This window comes from Actinomadura rugatobispora (assembly GCF_042656285.1).
GTDB lineage: Bacteria > Actinomycetota > Actinomycetes > Streptosporangiales > Streptosporangiaceae > Spirillospora > Spirillospora rugatobispora.
Map to the genome: position 1 here is coordinate 1 of NZ_JBHSON010000028.1, position 14,947 is coordinate 14,947.

15 protein-coding genes and 1 pseudogene are annotated in these 14,947 nt (G+C 70.1%); 7 read left to right on the top strand and 9 right to left on the bottom strand.

What is annotated here, in order from left to right:
* Positions 1 to 812 precede the first annotated feature (812 nt).
* A complete protein-coding gene (locus ACFPZN_RS20620; RefSeq protein ID WP_378283678.1) occupies positions 813 to 1,340 on the top strand; it encodes a dihydrofolate reductase family protein in 528 nt (175 codons plus the stop codon).
* A gap of 85 nt (positions 1,341 to 1,425) precedes the next feature.
* Here the strand turns inward: ACFPZN_RS20620 and ACFPZN_RS20625 are convergent, their stop codons facing one another.
* The 3 genes from ACFPZN_RS20625 to ACFPZN_RS20635 are packed head-to-tail and all read right to left on the bottom strand — an operon-like array spanning position 1,426 to position 3,803.
* Positions 1,426 to 2,226 carry an SDR family NAD(P)-dependent oxidoreductase gene (locus ACFPZN_RS20625; protein ID WP_378283679.1) on the bottom strand — a complete coding sequence of 267 codons (801 nt, stop codon included), beginning with the start codon at positions 2,224 to 2,226 and terminating at the stop codon, positions 1,426 to 1,428.
* Positions 2,227 to 2,234: 8 nt separating this feature from the next.
* Complete coding sequence (locus ACFPZN_RS20630) at positions 2,235 to 2,738, bottom strand: nuclear transport factor 2 family protein (protein WP_378283680.1); 504 nt, start codon at positions 2,736 to 2,738, stop codon at positions 2,235 to 2,237.
* 48 nt (positions 2,739 to 2,786) lie between these two features.
* Positions 2,787 to 3,803 carry a zinc-binding dehydrogenase gene (locus tag ACFPZN_RS20635; RefSeq protein ID WP_378283681.1) on the bottom strand — a complete coding sequence of 339 codons (1,017 nt, stop codon included), beginning with the start codon at positions 3,801 to 3,803 and terminating at the stop codon, positions 2,787 to 2,789.
* Between the two features lie 134 nt (positions 3,804 to 3,937).
* Here ACFPZN_RS20635 and ACFPZN_RS20640 point away from each other — a divergent pair, with 134 nt between their 5' ends.
* The 3 genes from ACFPZN_RS20640 to ACFPZN_RS20650 all read left to right on the top strand — a co-directional run bounded on the left by ACFPZN_RS20640 (position 3,938) and on the right by ACFPZN_RS20650 (position 6,553).
* Entirely contained in the window at positions 3,938 to 4,528 is a 591-nt protein-coding gene (locus tag ACFPZN_RS20640; protein ID WP_378283682.1) for a TetR/AcrR family transcriptional regulator, read from the top strand.
* A 379-nt stretch (positions 4,529 to 4,907) separates the two neighbouring features.
* The gene (locus ACFPZN_RS20645; protein ID WP_378283683.1) at positions 4,908 to 5,459 is read left to right on the top strand and encodes an NUDIX hydrolase; all 552 of its coding nucleotides are present in this window, start codon (positions 4,908 to 4,910) and stop codon (positions 5,457 to 5,459) included.
* Positions 5,460 to 6,139: 680 nt separating this feature from the next.
* Positions 6,140 to 6,553 carry a YkvA family protein gene (locus ACFPZN_RS20650; RefSeq protein WP_378283684.1) on the top strand — a complete coding sequence of 138 codons (414 nt, stop codon included), beginning with the start codon at positions 6,140 to 6,142 and terminating at the stop codon, positions 6,551 to 6,553.
* A 94-nt stretch (positions 6,554 to 6,647) separates the two neighbouring features.
* Here ACFPZN_RS20650 and ACFPZN_RS20655 read toward each other — a convergent pair whose 3' ends face one another.
* The 3 genes from ACFPZN_RS20655 to ACFPZN_RS20665 all read right to left on the bottom strand — a co-directional run bounded on the left by ACFPZN_RS20655 (position 6,648) and on the right by ACFPZN_RS20665 (position 8,353).
* Positions 6,648 to 6,953 (bottom strand): hypothetical protein, encoded by a 306-nt coding sequence (locus ACFPZN_RS20655; protein ID WP_378283685.1) that lies wholly within the window; start codon positions 6,951 to 6,953, stop codon positions 6,648 to 6,650.
* A 232-nt stretch (positions 6,954 to 7,185) separates the two neighbouring features.
* A complete protein-coding gene (locus tag ACFPZN_RS20660; RefSeq protein WP_378283686.1) occupies positions 7,186 to 7,581 on the bottom strand; it encodes a hypothetical protein in 396 nt (131 codons plus the stop codon).
* Positions 7,582 to 8,221: 640 nt separating this feature from the next.
* Positions 8,222 to 8,353 (bottom strand): hypothetical protein, encoded by a 132-nt coding sequence (locus ACFPZN_RS20665; RefSeq protein ID WP_378283687.1) that lies wholly within the window; start codon positions 8,351 to 8,353, stop codon positions 8,222 to 8,224.
* Positions 8,354 to 8,831: 478 nt separating this feature from the next.
* On the opposite strand from ACFPZN_RS20665, the gene ACFPZN_RS20670 reads away from it, so the two are divergent.
* The 3 genes from ACFPZN_RS20670 to ACFPZN_RS20680 all read left to right on the top strand — a co-directional run bounded on the left by ACFPZN_RS20670 (position 8,832) and on the right by ACFPZN_RS20680 (position 10,125).
* Entirely contained in the window at positions 8,832 to 9,191 is a 360-nt protein-coding gene (locus ACFPZN_RS20670; protein WP_378283776.1) for an ArsR/SmtB family transcription factor, read from the top strand.
* Positions 9,188 to 9,661: an SRPBCC family protein gene (locus ACFPZN_RS20675; RefSeq protein WP_378283688.1), complete on the top strand. Its 474-nt coding sequence runs from the start codon at positions 9,188 to 9,190 to the stop codon at positions 9,659 to 9,661. Before ACFPZN_RS20670 ends, ACFPZN_RS20675 begins: the two co-directional genes overlap by 4 nt.
* 71 nt (positions 9,662 to 9,732) lie before the next feature.
* On the top strand, positions 9,733 to 10,125 hold the full coding sequence (locus ACFPZN_RS20680; protein ID WP_378283689.1) for a DUF6069 family protein: 393 nt from the start codon (positions 9,733 to 9,735) through the stop codon (positions 10,123 to 10,125).
* A 78-nt stretch (positions 10,126 to 10,203) separates the two neighbouring features.
* Here ACFPZN_RS20680 and ACFPZN_RS20685 read toward each other — a convergent pair whose 3' ends face one another.
* The 3 genes and pseudogenes from ACFPZN_RS20685 to ACFPZN_RS20690 form a co-directional block, all read right to left on the bottom strand.
* Complete coding sequence (locus ACFPZN_RS20685; RefSeq protein WP_378283690.1) at positions 10,204 to 10,620, bottom strand: hypothetical protein; 417 nt, start codon at positions 10,618 to 10,620, stop codon at positions 10,204 to 10,206.
* Positions 10,621 to 10,863: 243 nt separating this feature from the next.
* Positions 10,864 to 11,010 (bottom strand): annotated as a pseudogene (locus ACFPZN_RS56775) (zinc finger domain-containing protein); the annotation flags it as partial.
* Between the two features lie 556 nt (positions 11,011 to 11,566).
* Positions 11,567 to 14,842 carry a hypothetical protein gene (locus ACFPZN_RS20690; protein WP_378283691.1) on the bottom strand — a complete coding sequence of 1,092 codons (3,276 nt, stop codon included), beginning with the start codon at positions 14,840 to 14,842 and terminating at the stop codon, positions 11,567 to 11,569.
* Positions 14,843 to 14,947 lie beyond the last annotated feature (105 nt).

Here is a 14,947-nt window from a genome sequence, read left to right on the forward strand (position 1 = left end):
GATGCAGTCGCTGTGCCTCAACGTCGAGGTGCTCTCCAGCGACGGCATGTCCATCGAGATGCGCGACACCGACGAGGACGTCTTCCGCGCCGCGGAGGAGCTCGGCATCGACCTGTCCCGGCGCCCCAATGAAGGCGCGATGAACGTCGACGACATCTGAGGACGTCCGGCCCGAGAACCCGTCCGCCGATGCAAGCGGCGGGTCCTCGGGCCGGCGTCAGATGTCGGGGCCGGGCAAGATAATCTTGCGCCTTCCGACGACCGGCACGGGCTGGCGGCGCTCCCCCACGAGCTCCGCCACCACGAGGGAAAGTGTCGTACCTGCCCACCGACGTGGCACTGGCAAACACGCAGGGCGACCTGCCGCCTCACCGCCGGAACGCAGCGTCGCCCGATACGGGCCACGGACGCCGCTGCTCCCGGACGCGCTCGGCCGCAGGCGCGGTGGGCATCGAGGAGATCATCGAGGCCGTCGCGGGCTTGCTGGCCAGGGCCGCCGCCCGAGATGCCGACGGTCGGCGCGCGAGCCGATCCCGCCGACCTGCCACATGTTCTCCCGCGTTACGGCACGCGCGCTGCCGCCCGGCGCCGTCCGATGCCGGACGCGTCATCGCCGGACGAGCCGCATCCCGGCCTGCCGGAAATGCGGCGGGCGTGCGACTCCTCGTCCCAGGCCGTGTTCGACCTGTTGGCGCCGGCCCGGCTTTGCTCTCCCTCACCCGCTGACGTTGCGCCCAAGCGCATCCGAAGAGCGCGATGATTTTTGGCTGCGAGCATGGTCTGCCCTGTCGAGCACGATGAAAGGAGTCTCTGTGGCAAAACTGCTGTATTCGGCGACGATGTCGCTCGACGGCTACATCGCCGGACCGGGTGGGGACATGTCCTGGCTGACCGACCACCTGGGCCCCCCGAACCCGACGGCCGACCGCCTGCTCTCGCAGGTCGGTGCCATCCTGGCCGGCAACGGCACCTTCGGGGGCAGCGATCCGAACCAGGGCACCGACAAGGAGGGCGCGTTCGGCGGCCAGTACCACGGGCCGGTGTTCATCCTGACGCATCGGCCGCCGGACGAGCCCGTCGAGGGTCTCACGTTCGTCGGCGACCTCAAGACCGCGGTCGCCAAGGCCAAGGAGGCCGCCGGGGACCGCTACGTCAACATCCTGGGCGCCAACGTCGCCAAGCAGTGCATCGAGGCGGGCCTCCTAGACGAGGTGCTCGTCTTCATCGCCCCGGTTCTCCTCGGGGACGGTGTGCAGCTGTTCAACAATCCCGGCGGCGAGCGCGTCCGGCTGGAGCCTCTTCCCGGCGAGTCCGCGCACTGGTACCGCGTCGCACACTGACGTCGCGGCATGGCCTGTCCGCGGGCGTTCCAGGGCCGCCGGATTTGATCTTCCTCCGGGGTGTGGCCAGCGCCCCGGGGGATCTTCAGTGCTGGATGTTCCCCTCGGTGCCCGTGGACAAGGCCTGGCTCAGCGCGAGGACGGCGTCGCGGCGGCCCAGCGCCCCGAACGGCGAACCGCCGGTCGGCTGGTCGCTGCCGCAGATCCAGGTGGGTCCGTCGGCGAGGTGGTCCAGCGCCTCCCTCGCGACGTCGTCGGGGTCGGCGAGCTCGCCGTACGATCCGCCGGCGGCGTCGAGCACCCGGCGCAGGGAGGGGGTGTCGGTCCTGCCGAGGACGAGCGCCAGGACGTCCACGCCGCTGCCCCGCCACTCCGCCCACAGGCTTTCCGCCAGGATGAGCTCGAACGCCTTGGTGGCCCCGTAGGTGGCGAGCGTGGGGCCGCCGACCCAGGCCGCGCCCGAGGTCACCAGGACCATCCCCCCTCGTCCGCGCGCCACCATCGCGCCGCCGAAGACATGGGCCGCCTCCAGCACGCTGGTGCAGTTGCGGTGGACCAGCGCCAGATGGGTCTCGAGGTCCTTGGCGAGGAAGGACTCGCTGCGGTCGTCGCTGCCGGCGTTGTAGACGAACAGCCCCACCTCCACATCGGAGGTGGCGTCCGCGAGGCGTGACACCGCTCCCGGGACGCTGAGATCAAGCGCGACCGTGCGGACCTTGACGCCGTGCCGTGCCCGGATCTCCTCCGCCGCGGCCTCCAGCACGGGGACGCGCCGCGCCACCAGCACGACGTTGATGCCTCGCGAGGCCATCGCGCGGGCGAACGCGACACCCACTCCATCGGACCCGCCCGCAACGATGCCCCACGGGCCGTATTCGTTCGCCACTGCTCTCATCACCTTTCGCTTGTGGGGGGTGCCAACTGCCGGCGGTGTTCGGGGGCGCCGTCGAGATTGGCGTTGATCCGCTCGGCGATGCGCCACCCCTGCGGGGTGCGGACCCAGCGCCAGGTGTTCGCGGAGACCCGGGCCACCCAGAACCGGTCGGCGTCGGCGTCCCAGCGGATGTTGAGCGCGTGGCTGCGTCCGGTGGCCCGATCGCCGTCGACGACGATGTGCGGCACGGTCAGGACGTGGCCGCAGCCGTTGCGGATGAGGCTCTGATGGCCGTCGCCGTGGACCATGGCGGCGATGTCGTCCCGGCCCCGCATCCGCAGGTGGGGCACCGCGTCGAAGGCGCCGTCCTCGGTCCACAGCGCCGCCGCGGCGTCGCCCGAGCCGCTGTCGACGGCCGGCCCGTACTGGGCGACGAGCTGCATGATCTCGACCTGGTCCTCAAGTGCGCGGACCCTGGCCATCAGCGTCTCGACCGTGGCGCGTAGTTCGTCGATCTCGCTCATTCGTCGTGGTCCCTTTCCGGTGATGGCTGAATCGACGGCCCCGCATGGTCAGGGCACGACGACGATGCGGGTCGGCCCGTGGGCGTCGCGTGCCGCCTCGAGCGCCTCGGGCACCTGGTCGAGCCCGACGGTCCGGCCCAGCATCGGTGTGACGTCGAGGCCGCCCGTGCAGACCGCCTCGAACGCCTCGTCCCAGTGGTCCGGCAGCGGGCCGCCGCCGAACTGGACGTTGATGCCCTTACGCTTGGCGGTCAGGGTGGTCAGGCGCTCACCTTCCGGCGGTCCGCCCATGGAGAAGATCCGGGTGCCGCGCTCGCATCCCTTGATGATCGAGTCGAGGACGCCCGGCAGGCCGACGCACTCGAACACCACGCAGCCCGGCGGCCCGCCCGCGACCTCGCGCCACGTCCGGTAGGGCGAGGTCTCAGCGGGGTCGACGACCGCATCGGCGCCCATGGCCAGAGCCGTCTCCCGCCGCGACGCCACGCGGTCGGCCGCCACGATCGGCCCCACGCCCAGGCGCCGGAGCGTCGCGATCACCGACAGCCCGATCGCTCCGCAGCCGACGACCAGCGGGACCTCCCGCGCCGTGATCCGGGCGCGCCGGGCGGCCGACCAGCCGACCGAGATCGCGTCGGCCACGCACACGATCCGGCTGGGCAGATCGGATTCCACGACCCGGGTCATGGCCTCGGTGAGCAGGAAGTACTCGCCGAACCCGCCGGGCGACTCGGGATTTTGTCCGATGATCCTGCGGCCGGCGGCGGTGGTCAGAACCGGCAGGGAGCTCACGCGGGCGCCCACGGGAATGCGGCGCTCGGTGCCGGGTCCCTGGTCGACGACCTCGGCACAGTACTCGTGGCCCATGATGATGTCGACGTCCTGGTCATAGGTCGACATCCCGCTGTCGTCCTCGGCACCGGCCTCCGGGTGGTCCATGAAGTGCAGATCCGACGCGCAGATCCCGCATGCCAGCGATCGGACGAGAAGCTGGCCGGGCCCCGGCACCGGATCGTCGACGACCCGCGCCCGCACCGTCCCGCCCCGCAGCACGGCAGCACGCATGGCACGCTCCTTCCACCGCGGAGGCGCAGGGGACGTCCGCGTGGTGAGGACTGTAACGGTGCCGGGCGATTTATAGAAGTCCTCTCCTATAAATATTCCGGCGGGCGCTCGGGCCGGCCGCTACGATCAGCGGCATGGCAGGACGGGGCCGGGGGCGTCCGCGTGACAGCGGCATCAGTGAACGGGCCCTGGCGGCGGCCCGCGAGCTGCTCGTCCAGCGCGGTTTCGACGCCACCACGATCCAGGCCGTCGCCGAGCGCGCCGGCGTGCACGCCTCGGCCCTCTACCGCCGCTGGCCGTCGCGGATCGAACTGATCGAGGAAGCCACCTTCCCCGGGCTGAGCCCTCAGGCCGTCCACCCGACCGGGAATCTCCGCGACGACCTGCTCCGGTTCGTCCGCGCCTACACCGAGGCCTTCAGCCAGCCCGCCGCCCGCGCCTCCGCCGTCGGCCTTCTGGCCCACCACCAGACCTCGCGCCGCACCCACCCGCCCGAGCTGTACCTGCGCATATCGGCCCGCCCTCAGTTCCAGGACATCCTGAGCGCCGCCCCGCCCGGCAGCGTCGATCCCGACCTGGACGCCAACGACGCCTTCACCATGCTCCTGAGCGCCGTCCTGGCCCACACGCTGCTGGCCAACACCGCCACGCAACACCTCACGCCGGAATGCATCGTCGAGATGACCCTGCGCATCCTCCGCCCGTCCTGGCCCGGCCCCCTCTGAGCCCCCGTCGAACGCGCCGCCGCCCGGCGTCCTGGCCACCCTCGGCGGTCACACCGTCGGCACCCCGTTGTTCGACCTCGCCCTGGGCCCAGCGCACCGACCGCGGCCCGGCATCGCCATCGCAAGGAGATGCGGTGGTTCGATCCGCTTCCAGGTCACGATCGCACACCCGCTTGGCATTCCGGTGACCGTCGTCACGCTTGAAGCAAATCGTCGCCTTTCGCGGCACCCACACAAAGGGAAAGATCGTTCCCACCGGCGCGGAGTCGATCCGGACCTTCGTCGCCACCAAGGGCGACCAGGGCTGGCATATCGCTGCCTTCCAGAACGCCGCCTCCCGCTCCGCGGGGCTGGTCAACGGCCGCCTGATACTGAGGCCATGGCATCATCCTCAACCGGGGCACGCGACTCGGCGGCGTTGCCGTTCACCCGCATCAAGGTCCGCGTCGGCGCGCTGGTGTTCTGCGGCGACGAGGTCGCCCTCATCCGCCGTGACCGGCCCGAGTCGACCCACTTCACCCCGCCCGGCGGCAACGTCGAGCACGGCGAGGGCCTGCTGGTGGCGCTGAGGCGCGAACTCACCGAGGAACTCGACCTCGCCCCCTCACAAGCCACCCGGCCGGAACTGCTGTGGGTGATCGATCAGATGGTCTCGCGCCCCGGGACGACCCCACCGCCGCGCAAGCTGCACCTGATCTACCGGCTTCACGTCACCCCCGAGGTCCGCGCCGCACTGGCCACCGAGGAGTACGACGAGGTTCCCGGCGGTCACGAGATCGGCCTGATCCAGTGGATCGACTACCGCACGACGGCGGACCTGCCGATCTTCCCACCGATCGGTACGGCACTCGCCGCACTCCCCAGCCCGTCCGCGGCCCTCACCGATGCCACCCTGCCCGCCGTCACCGACGACAACTACACATGGGTGTGACCATCGCGCACCGAAGTGGCTCGGTTCCGCACGGGGCAGGAGGCGGGCCCGCGGCGATGATGCGGGTGGTCTCGCAGAAACAGCGGGACGTGGAAAGCATTGGCCCTGCGCCCATGAGCAGGCCTGTAGCAAAGTCAACTGCCGATGACAGACCACCACAGGCAGGCTGAGGCGTGCCCCCTTCTCAGATCGACAAGCGTCGAGCGGCTGCCGTGGCCAAGGTGGCCGCGCTGTGGACAGTCCACCAAGCGGCGTCCTTTCCTGATGGACTGCGTCGGCTCGAAGCGCCAAGTGGTGAATCAGTCCCCGCACTGGATGCCTACCTCGCCGGCTGCATCAGCGCCTACCTCGCAGGCCAAGGGACGCTCGACTCCCAGCGCCTAGGCATCCTTGCCACCTGCGCTACCGACCTCAGGACCCTCCTCGACTCCCTCACTGGGGAGGATGCCGTCTACGTGTCCAGATTGATTGAGGCCGCAGATCTCATCACCGAGCCACCAACGCGGCAGTTCGGCCCATAGCGCCTCTCCGTCATACTCTGGGAGCTCTGGCCCGGTTGCGGACGTTGTCCGCATGGTGTGGCGGGCCGGGCCAGATGACGGCATGCGACGCGGGAACGGCCGCTGGCGCTGACGGGCGCGGCCCGATCCGGCCGCGCCTCGACCGATCAGGGGGCGCTCGTGAACATCTGGTGGTCGACGGTCCTGGCCGTGGCCGGCGGGATCCTGCTGCTCTGGCTGGCCGCCCTGGCGGCCCTGGCCCTCATCCGCCCGCGCGGGAACCTCCTCACCGAGGCCGTCCGGCTGCTGCCCGACCTGCTCCGGCTCATCCCCCGCCTGGCACGCGACCCGGCCCTGCCCCGCGGCGTGCGCGTGCGGCTGTGGCTGCTGCTGGCCTACCTGGCACTGCCCATCGACCTGGTGCCCGACTTCATCCCCGTCCTCGGCTACGCCGACGACGCCATCGTTGTCGCCGCCGTCCTGCGCTCGGTCGTCCGGCACGCAGGCCCCGACGCCCTGACCCGGCACTGGCCCGGCACCGACGACGGCCTGACCGCCGTCCGCCGCCTCGCCGGCCTGCGCACCGCCCGCTGAACCCTGTCTGGCGCCCGCCAGGGGCCGCGTTCGGAAGAACACCTCCACCAAGGCCCCGAACTCCTGAGGCCCCGACGCGACGGAAGGAAATCGGTCAGCCCTGTTCGGTGAGGGCATCGTGGCCGCAGAATACGCGCATGACGCTGCCGGCCGAGGGGCGCCGGCCCATCTTCTTGCCGACGGTGATGACGAGCCCGGTAGGGCTATCGCGCAGACTCAGGTTCGGTTCGGCAAGCGGAGTGCACGGGAAAGGAAGGCGTGGGTGACAAAGCGGATCTCCCACCGCAAGCCCTTGGGCGTCGCTGAAACTCATCAACAAGCGTTGTCGCTCCACACGGACGAAACCAAGTTTCGCGAGCCGGTTACGCGCACGCGCACGTTTTGCCGTGTGACTGTTCATAGCGCCCTGGCACCTGGTCGCGGGGCTGCCCCGTGCACAGGGAAACTGTTGCGTCCCATCCGAGCCGACGCAGGTACACGCCTCTGACCTGCGGTGCGACAAGTCAGTGGGGCGGTTTGCCTCGGTGCCGTCCCGGCAGACCTGACACAGGCTCGCAAAACGAGCTGCACGAAACCGCAGGTCCCCGCCTATGGTCTGCTGGTTTGCCCAAGTCGTCCAGCGGGATTGATCCTCACAGATCCGGCAACAACTCTCCGAGCCTCGGTTCAGTGCGCTCGATCAACCAGAACAGGTAGCCACGCAGATATCGCTCCATTCCATTGTCCAGGTAGGCGGCGTAGGTGTGCAGGGCCTCTCGCTCGTTGGCGCTGTGTTCGTCGGCCAACTCGGCGGCGATCCAGGTGCGGACGAACCCGCGGTCAGCCCACCAGTCCCGGACCGACTCGGGCGTCCAGCGCTGGTCGCCGTCCCAGGCGTAGCCGCCCATCGGCTCGCCCCACGCGATCTCGATCAGCGCCGTGACCTCGCGGACATTGGCGGGCTGACGGAACACGCACTCTTGGTTCAGGTCGCTGAGCAACACGTGTTCCGGCAGATAGTAAGGACCGTTCAGGCCACCGTCGGTCACACCCGCATAGAATGGACCCGGGACGTTGAGTCGACTGCGGTCCTCCCAGCGGCCCTCGCCCATGGTGTCCGAGCATCCGTAGGCAACGGACCCCGCTATCGCCCGAGCGGTCGGCAGCGGATCCCAGTACGCCAGTTCCTCCCACGGTCCTTCTACTGGATGGGCCAGCATCCGCTTCCGGAAGCCTTCCCTGTACCGCTTAAGCTCAGCCGACCAGGAATCCTGCCTGCGTGCGTTCTCCGACTCCTCCGCCACAGCGGACAAGATCTCACCGGTACCAGCGGGCAAGCCAACCGGAGTTCAAGCAGTCTGTGAAGCCCTCGCCTACGCGGGAGTCCTTCAGAGTCGCTGAAACCCCGGTAGATCTGACGCAGATCACGCAATGCGTCAGATCTACCGGAACTTCTGGGGCGCGACAGAAACTCCCCGCGCCCACAAGGGTGGAGGGCGCGGGGAGTTTCGTCATCGCGGCCGCCGTCGCCGGCAGCGAACATTACTGGGGCGGGCGGGGGTCAGATGCCCTGGCGGTCGTTGAGGTGGACGGCCATCTCGCGCACGAACTCGCCGAGGGGGTCGCGGGCGTAGAGGGCGGCCGGCTCGTCCAGCAGGGCGGCGATGACGTGGGCCTCGCCCGCGTCGATCAGCGCGGCGGGCCGCCGCAGTTGACGTCCATCCAGTCCTGTAGGTGGGTGGCGTAGTCGTCGCAGGGGATCGACTTGTGGCCGACCTGGCGGGTGCTGCGGACGGTGCGGTCGGTGTCCTGGGTGCTCATCGCGTGGGTCCTCTCGGGTGGGCAGTGCCGCGGCGAGGCGGTCCAGGGCGGCGGCCAGGTCGCCGGGGCAGGTCCTGGCGCGGTGCGCGGCAGGCGGCACTGCGGCGGCGGCGTTCGAAGCCGGCTCCGCCGCGCTGACCAGAAGTGATGTGGCGCGCAAGTCCGAGGACCCCGCCGAGGCGGCTCAAGAAGCCAGGCCGGAGCAGTCCGACATGGTGGTTGAGGAACCTCGGAGCGTAAACCGGCGCGTGTCCGCTGCGTGACGGCCACCCGGCGCGGCCGCGCGCCCGAAAAGCTAACATCGATCGTTTTCTGGCCAGCAGGCAGCAGCCCGCACTCGACAAAGGTCGTCGACAAATTCGCTGGTCAAGACGACCGACGGGGCACCGCCCGGACCGGCAGCCCACCCAACCCTTTAGTGCCACGTACTTGCGCTCGGTTATTGCACCAATCGGTTCAGTGTCCTAAGGTGAACCGCATGGTTCAGCAAGAGGTCCTCGATCGTACGTTCGCCGCCCTCGCGGACGGGACCCGGCGGCAGATACTCATCCGGCTTGGCCAGGGTCCCGCCACGATCGGCGAGCTGGCCGAACCCTTCGGCATGTCGCTCACCGGCATGAAAAAGCACGTGCACGTGCTGGAGAACGCCGGCCTGGTCACGACAGAGAAAGTCGGCCGATCGAGGCATTGCCGACTGGGAGCCGAGCGCCTGGAGGACGCCATGTCGTGGATCAGCTTCTACCAGCGCCTGTGGGAGCGCCGACTCGACGGCCTCGACGCCTACTTCACCCTCAAGAACGCCCCTGAGACGAGCACCGGGAAGGACACCGAGCGATGACGCGGAACGACACCGAGACCATCCAGTTGCGCAAGACCCGCGTGCTGCCCGCGAGCCCCGAGGAGGTCTTCGACGCCTACACCGACGCCGAGAAGCAGAAAATCTGGTTCAGCATCCTCGACGAGGAGCCCGGCATCGTCGAGATCGAGGTCGATCTGCGCGTCGGAGGCCAGCAGATCGCGGTCTGGGGACCGGACGCCGACAACCTGTTCCGTGAGACGCAGACCTTCCTGGAGATCGACCGTCCGCACCGCCTGCTCACCGAGTCCACCGGCAGCACTCCCGACGGCATGACCATGACCACCACCATCGAGGTCACCTTCGAGGAGCACGAGGGCGGCACCCTGCTCACGGTCGTGCAGAGCGGCTTCCCGGCGCCCGACATCCGCGACTTCTTCGTCCAGGAGGTCTGGTCGGGAGCGCTCGACCGGATCGAGGCGTACCTGCGCCGCACGGGACAGCAGTCATGACGCAAAACGCCAACCCGGGCGCGCCCGCGTTACGCGCTCCTGGCCGGGCTGGCCTCATCGTCGCCACCACCGTGGCTGTCGCGCTGGTCCTCAACCTCGCCATCTACGCGGTGGGGCGCGCCCTTGGGGGCGACTTCCGCTTCACGGCCGAGGGCCGGCCCGCCGAGGTGGACGGGATCACCCTCGTCGGCTTCACCTCCGTGCCGCTGCTCGTCGGGATGACCCTGGTGGCGCTGCTGTCGCGCATCTGGCGCTGGGTGATCGCCGTGGCGATGGTCGTGGCCCCGGCACTCGCCCTCGTGACCGTCCCGATCATGACCATCCCCGCCGACCTCGACGAGGCCAGCACCATCACGCTCGCGCTGTGCCACATCGCCCTGGTCCCGGTGACGCTCACCGGCCTCCTGGTACTACGCGCCCTCCGCCAGGAGCCGACACTCGCACAGACGCCCCAGAACTCCTGAAGGCCCGGCGAGGGGCAAGGTAGAGGTGGTCACCCCCCTGGTCAGCCTGGTACGGCAAGCCACAAAGCGGGGCCGGGGTCAGCTGCGGTCTGGGTGGATGGTTTGTTCGTCATGATCGCGGAGCATGCGCATAACGGTTACCGGTGAGGTGCGCCGGCCCCTCTTCTGGCCGGTGGTGATGACGAGGCGCGCGGCGATGTCGCGCAGGCTGAGGTGCTGCTCGTGCAGATGGATGACGTGGGAGAGCATGGCCTCGTCGGCGCCGCCGGCGCCGCCGCTGGTCTTGCCGCGGCCGCGGGCCGATTCGTGACCTTCGAAAACGCCGGTCGCGGATACTCGCGTTCCATGCCTGACGGGGCTGCCAGCACGGTGAACGATCCCGGCCGGATCGTGCGAGCCCTGCAGTTCGCCGGTGAGGAACTCCAGCGCGATGCCGCGGCCGAGTCGTTTGTGCTCGTGGACCACGAGGGTGACCGCGACGCCGGAGGCCCGCATCTCCTGGGCGAGGTCGACAGCCTTGTCGAGCTCGGGGCCGTGTCCTGACGCGGGTGGAGATCTTCTCGGCGAAGACCCGCGTGACGCCTGCGGCCCTGAGCGAGTCGAGCTGGGTGTCCAGGGACTAGCTGAGGATGGAGCCGCGCGTACCCGGACGGCTCGGCGCCAGCGGCTGCGGGCGAGGCTGCTCGACCCACGCCGATCCGGGCTTGCGCACCGGCGGGGGACGTTCAGCGCCTTGGCCAAAGAGGGCACGAGCCGGAACAGGACGGTGTGGTACTGGAGAGCCACCCTGCCCTTGCCGGTCCTACACGGCGATCCGGCGGGCACGGCGCAGGGCGACATCGGGCAGTCGTGGGCTTCCACGCGGGCGAAGTCGTCGTCGTTCACCCCGTGGCCGTTTCAAGTGGGTGTTTCACCTGACTATTCGTATGCAACGCCCCAAGAAACGATGTTCGTGCTGGACGGCCGCCGCTGGACAGCGTGTTTCATGCCACCCGGCGGCTGGCTTGAGCAGGGCTTGTGCCACGCCGTCTGATGCCTCCTGGACGACTGCCATCGCCTCGGGCTGCTGCGCGCGGTCGGCCCGATCTACCGCTTTCGCCACGCCGATCTCCACGACCACCTGCCATCCAACGGCCTGACGGATTACGTTCAGGTCGAAGACGGCACGGCACCGGTCATGTCATCCCCATGCGCGGGTTCAGCTCGTGGGCGCGTTCAAAGTCGACCGGAGTGAGGTTGCGAGTCCAGTTACCGGACCGGCGGACGGTGTGGGGCTGTCGGGCGAGACAGTGGTCGGCAGCCTCGATTGAGGCGGTTGTTCTGCCGTTCGGCGCAGCAGTGTCACCGAATTTCCTCGGATGCGCATGCTCTAGCTGGGCCCGCCTATTCGGGCTCACCCCAGCTTTAGGGGTCCAGGCCGTCCCATGACGAGCCTGGATGGTCAGCGGGGGCCGCCGCCGTTCAGGGTCTGCTGCCACGCGGCTGTGAAGATCTCGGGCAGCGGGCCGTGTGGCCATGGGGAACTGCGGATCGCGTCGCCGATCAGTTGCAGACCGAGCAGTTCAGCCTTCCACCTCTCCATGGGGGGCACGGGCTTTTTGGCCGTCACCCAGCCTCCCGGGAGGAACACGCTCCGCCCGGCTCGCATCCGTCTTTCCTCGACGACCAGGCCGCGTTCGAGGAGAGCCGCCACGGCCTTCTTGTGCCGTGCGGGCTTCCAGACGTTCCACGTCCGGATGTTCCGGTCGGTCGGATTCTGCAGCGCCAGCAACTGGAGATACAGGGTTGCCGGATCCTCCTCAAGGCTGTGCCGTTCACGGACTTGCGCCACCAGGTCGGGAACGCTCGCGCGCGGATCGGTCTCGTAAGCGCCCTCAGGGATGGCGCCCGAGCGGATCCGTTCCGCGATCCGGGTGCAGTCCTCGCCGCGGATCCAGTCGATGACCGGGAGGGTGATCGAGTGGCCAAGGGCATCGCGCAGGGTCTGGGAGCGCTCGTCCTCGCGGTAGTGCGCCGGCCGGAAGAAGAGCCGGTGGCCGTAGCGGTCGCCCTGGACGGCGATCGTCAGGCCATCGTCGAACGTCGCCTTGCCGAGGGGCTCGGGGCCCTGGTACGGCGAATTCCCGAACGCGGCCTCCAAGTCCTCGAACGGCCGCCGACCTCCGCTCGCGCTGCCCGCGGACAGCACCAGACCGGGATGGGCGAGCCGTTCCCGGAGGAGCTCCACCGCCTCGGGGATGCCCGAGCGGACCGGATCACCGGCGGGCAGTTCGGTGTAGGCCCAGGGAATGAGCGTGGTGAGGCATCGGGCGAGCTTGTCGAGCTTGTACGCCCTGTCCTCGTGGCTGCCGATCCCCGTCCCGACGGCGGGGTGCGGCCTGAGCCAGGAGTCGACGTTCTCGGTGAGCAGCGACGTGGCGCGGGGTTGGGCCAGGGCCGAGCACAGCTCGACGGCCGGCATCCCGAGATCGAGTTCCGTCACGGAGGCGGCGGTCGCCTCGTCGACCGGGGCCGCGATGCCGAACATCACGCCCCACGCCCGCGCGATCCGTTCCGCGACCGCGACGAGCCCGCCCGCTTCCCACAGCTCCGCCGGGTCGGTCGGCAGAGCGTCCGCCAGCAGGTCGAGCCGCTGGTCGCCGTCGAGTTTGAACAGTTCCTTCCGGGCCACCTCCGCCTCGGCGGCCGTCAGCTGGAGGACCTCGCGTTCCGACGGCTCCAGGAGCGGTGTCCGGTAAGGGTTTCCCCATCCGGTGATGCCCGCCAGCACGACCGTGGCCGCCACCCGGCTCATGCCCGTCAGCCCGACGAGCACCGCCACCGCCTCGGGATCGGGGCGCAGCGGGCCGCGTTCCCTGACCATGGCCAGCAGCTTCTGCAGCTGGCCGGAGTCGCCCCAGCCTCGGGGCAGCTCGGTGACCTCCTGGACGGTGCCGAGCGCGGGCGGATCGGCCTCCCCCGCGCGCAGGTCGAGAAACAGCCGCGCGGTGTCGCCGGGCCGGCCGACCAGGAGCGCGGCGCCGTTCGCGTCGCTGACCGACCGGCGCCCGGTCACGACGGTGCCCCGGCGCAGCCGCACGGTGGGATCGGCGAACACCGAGTCTGCCCAGACCTCTAGCAGCGCCAGCAGCCGTTCTCGCCGTTCGTCGGTCGTAGAGGTGGCCACCGCGCGCAGCGCGACGGCGCCGACGCGGCCCGTGAACCTGACCGTCTGAGTGAGTTCGGGGAGCTTGGCGTCGTGCTCCAGAGTGATCTGGCCGCGCAGCGCGGCGCTGGCCAACTGGATGCCCCGCAGAGCCCCGCCCTTGTCCGTGGCCGCCTGAACGGCGAACCCGTACAGCGAACCCATCACCTTGGAGTCGTCGAGGGGATGGGGCGGCGGCGCACCGGCCCCGGCCGGAGGCCTGACGAAGGATCGCAGCGCGGGGATCGCCCACACCTCGTCCGGGTCGCGCTGCTCGTCCACCCAGCGGCGCACGAGGGGGCCGTAGACGGGGTCGGTGACCGTCGCGGCGATATCCTCGTCCCCGGTGCGGTGCCGCATCCAGCGCAGCATCCCGAGCCCTGCCCCGGCCCCGGGAGGGGCGACCGGGACACCGTGCGCCAGGCATGCCTCCAGGACCCGCATGTCGACCTCCCGCGACCAGCAGCCGGGCCCGTCGAGATGGACCGGGACCCCGTCCACCGCGAGTCTGGCGCTCATCCGGGCGATGAGTTCGATGAGCTGGCGCGGCTGCTCGACGTACCGACGCCGCCGGTGCCTGGCGGTCTCCTTCAGCATCGGGTGCAGGACCGCGCGTGACAGCCAGCCCGCGCGGCCGTCCCTCGGCTCGGACTCGGGCTCGCCGTCGCCGGTCAGCGCCTCCAGCGCTCCGCAGTCGTCGAGAAGGTCGATCCACCAGCCATCGATGCCCTCGGGGTAAGGGAACAGGTCGAGCAGCAGGCCGCGCAGCCGCGGTGAGTCCCGCGCAACCCGTACCACCATCGGCCGCCACGCCTTCCAGAGGGCGAACGGCGCCTGGCGAGCGGCCGCCGTCGGCACGATCGCCTCGAGCACCCGGCGGTGTTCGGAGATCTCGTCACGGCCCGCCTTCGCGACGAGCGCCGAGAACTCCTTCGCGAACTGCGGCCACGGCGTCAGGTCGCCACGCGCCCGCAGGACGGCGATGTCGGCCACCGCGTCGACGGCCTGATCCGCAGGGAATCGCTCGCGCGCCCGCTTCACGAACGCCGTCACGCTCTTGGCGCTGAGGGCGCCCAGAGCGGCGAACTCCAGGTGGGAACCCAGCCAGACCGCGTCGTCCACCGGCAGGTCGTGCTCGGTCTCCGCCTCGCGGGCCCGGGCGAAGAGCGTGGCCGCGCGTTTGGGGTCGCCGGCCGCGACGAGCGCGTGCGCAGCGTGCTCGAGGAAGACGGGGCGATGGAGCGCGGGGAGACCGCGCGCCACCATCTCGTAGGTGCCCGCGGCGTCGTAGGGCTTTTCGTACGCCGCCCGCGCCAGGAAACCGAGGGTGCCGAGGGCCACGTCGGCGTCGGCGGGGTGGTGGACGAGCGCCCACGCCGGGTAGACGCGGGTCCCCAGGGCATCGGCCGGGATCGGGTCGACGGGGTCGCCTTGATCGTCGCGGCACACAAGCGTGCCGTCGATCAAGGCGAGCTCGTGGCCGGTTCCGGTGGGGGCCCAGGTCGGCGATGTCCGCGAGGTGGCGGGAGGCATGACGGAATCCTCGCAGACACCCCTGACAAGGCCGGGCCACAGATTTCGAGTACTGAAGCCGTACCGATCCGCCACGCCCTACGGCGCACGCGCCTTTCCGGCGGC

Coding starts and splice junctions, on each gene's coding strand:
- ACFPZN_RS20640 (WP_378283682.1), top strand. CDS start 3,938: ATGGCAGGACGGGGCCGGGGGCGTCCGCGTGACAGCGGCATCAGTGAA.
- ACFPZN_RS20685 (WP_378283690.1), bottom strand. CDS start 10,620: ATGCGGGCCTCCGGCGTCGCGGTCACCCTCGTGGTCCACGAGCACAAA.
- ACFPZN_RS20635 (WP_378283681.1), bottom strand. CDS start 3,803: ATGCGTGCTGCCGTGCTGCGGGGCGGGACGGTGCGGGCGCGGGTCGTC.
- ACFPZN_RS20630 (WP_378283680.1), bottom strand. CDS start 2,738: ATGAGCGAGATCGACGAACTACGCGCCACGGTCGAGACGCTGATGGCC.
- ACFPZN_RS20690 (WP_378283691.1), bottom strand. CDS start 14,842: ATGCCTCCCGCCACCTCGCGGACATCGCCGACCTGGGCCCCCACCGGA.
- ACFPZN_RS20655 (WP_378283685.1), bottom strand. CDS start 6,953: ATGAACAGTCACACGGCAAAACGTGCGCGTGCGCGTAACCGGCTCGCG.
- ACFPZN_RS20675 (WP_378283688.1), top strand. CDS start 9,188: ATGACGCGGAACGACACCGAGACCATCCAGTTGCGCAAGACCCGCGTG.
- ACFPZN_RS20670 (WP_378283776.1), top strand. CDS start 8,832: ATGGTTCAGCAAGAGGTCCTCGATCGTACGTTCGCCGCCCTCGCGGAC.
- ACFPZN_RS20645 (WP_378283683.1), top strand. CDS start 4,908: ATGGCATCATCCTCAACCGGGGCACGCGACTCGGCGGCGTTGCCGTTC.
- ACFPZN_RS20665 (WP_378283687.1), bottom strand. CDS start 8,353: ATGAGCACCCAGGACACCGACCGCACCGTCCGCAGCACCCGCCAGGTC.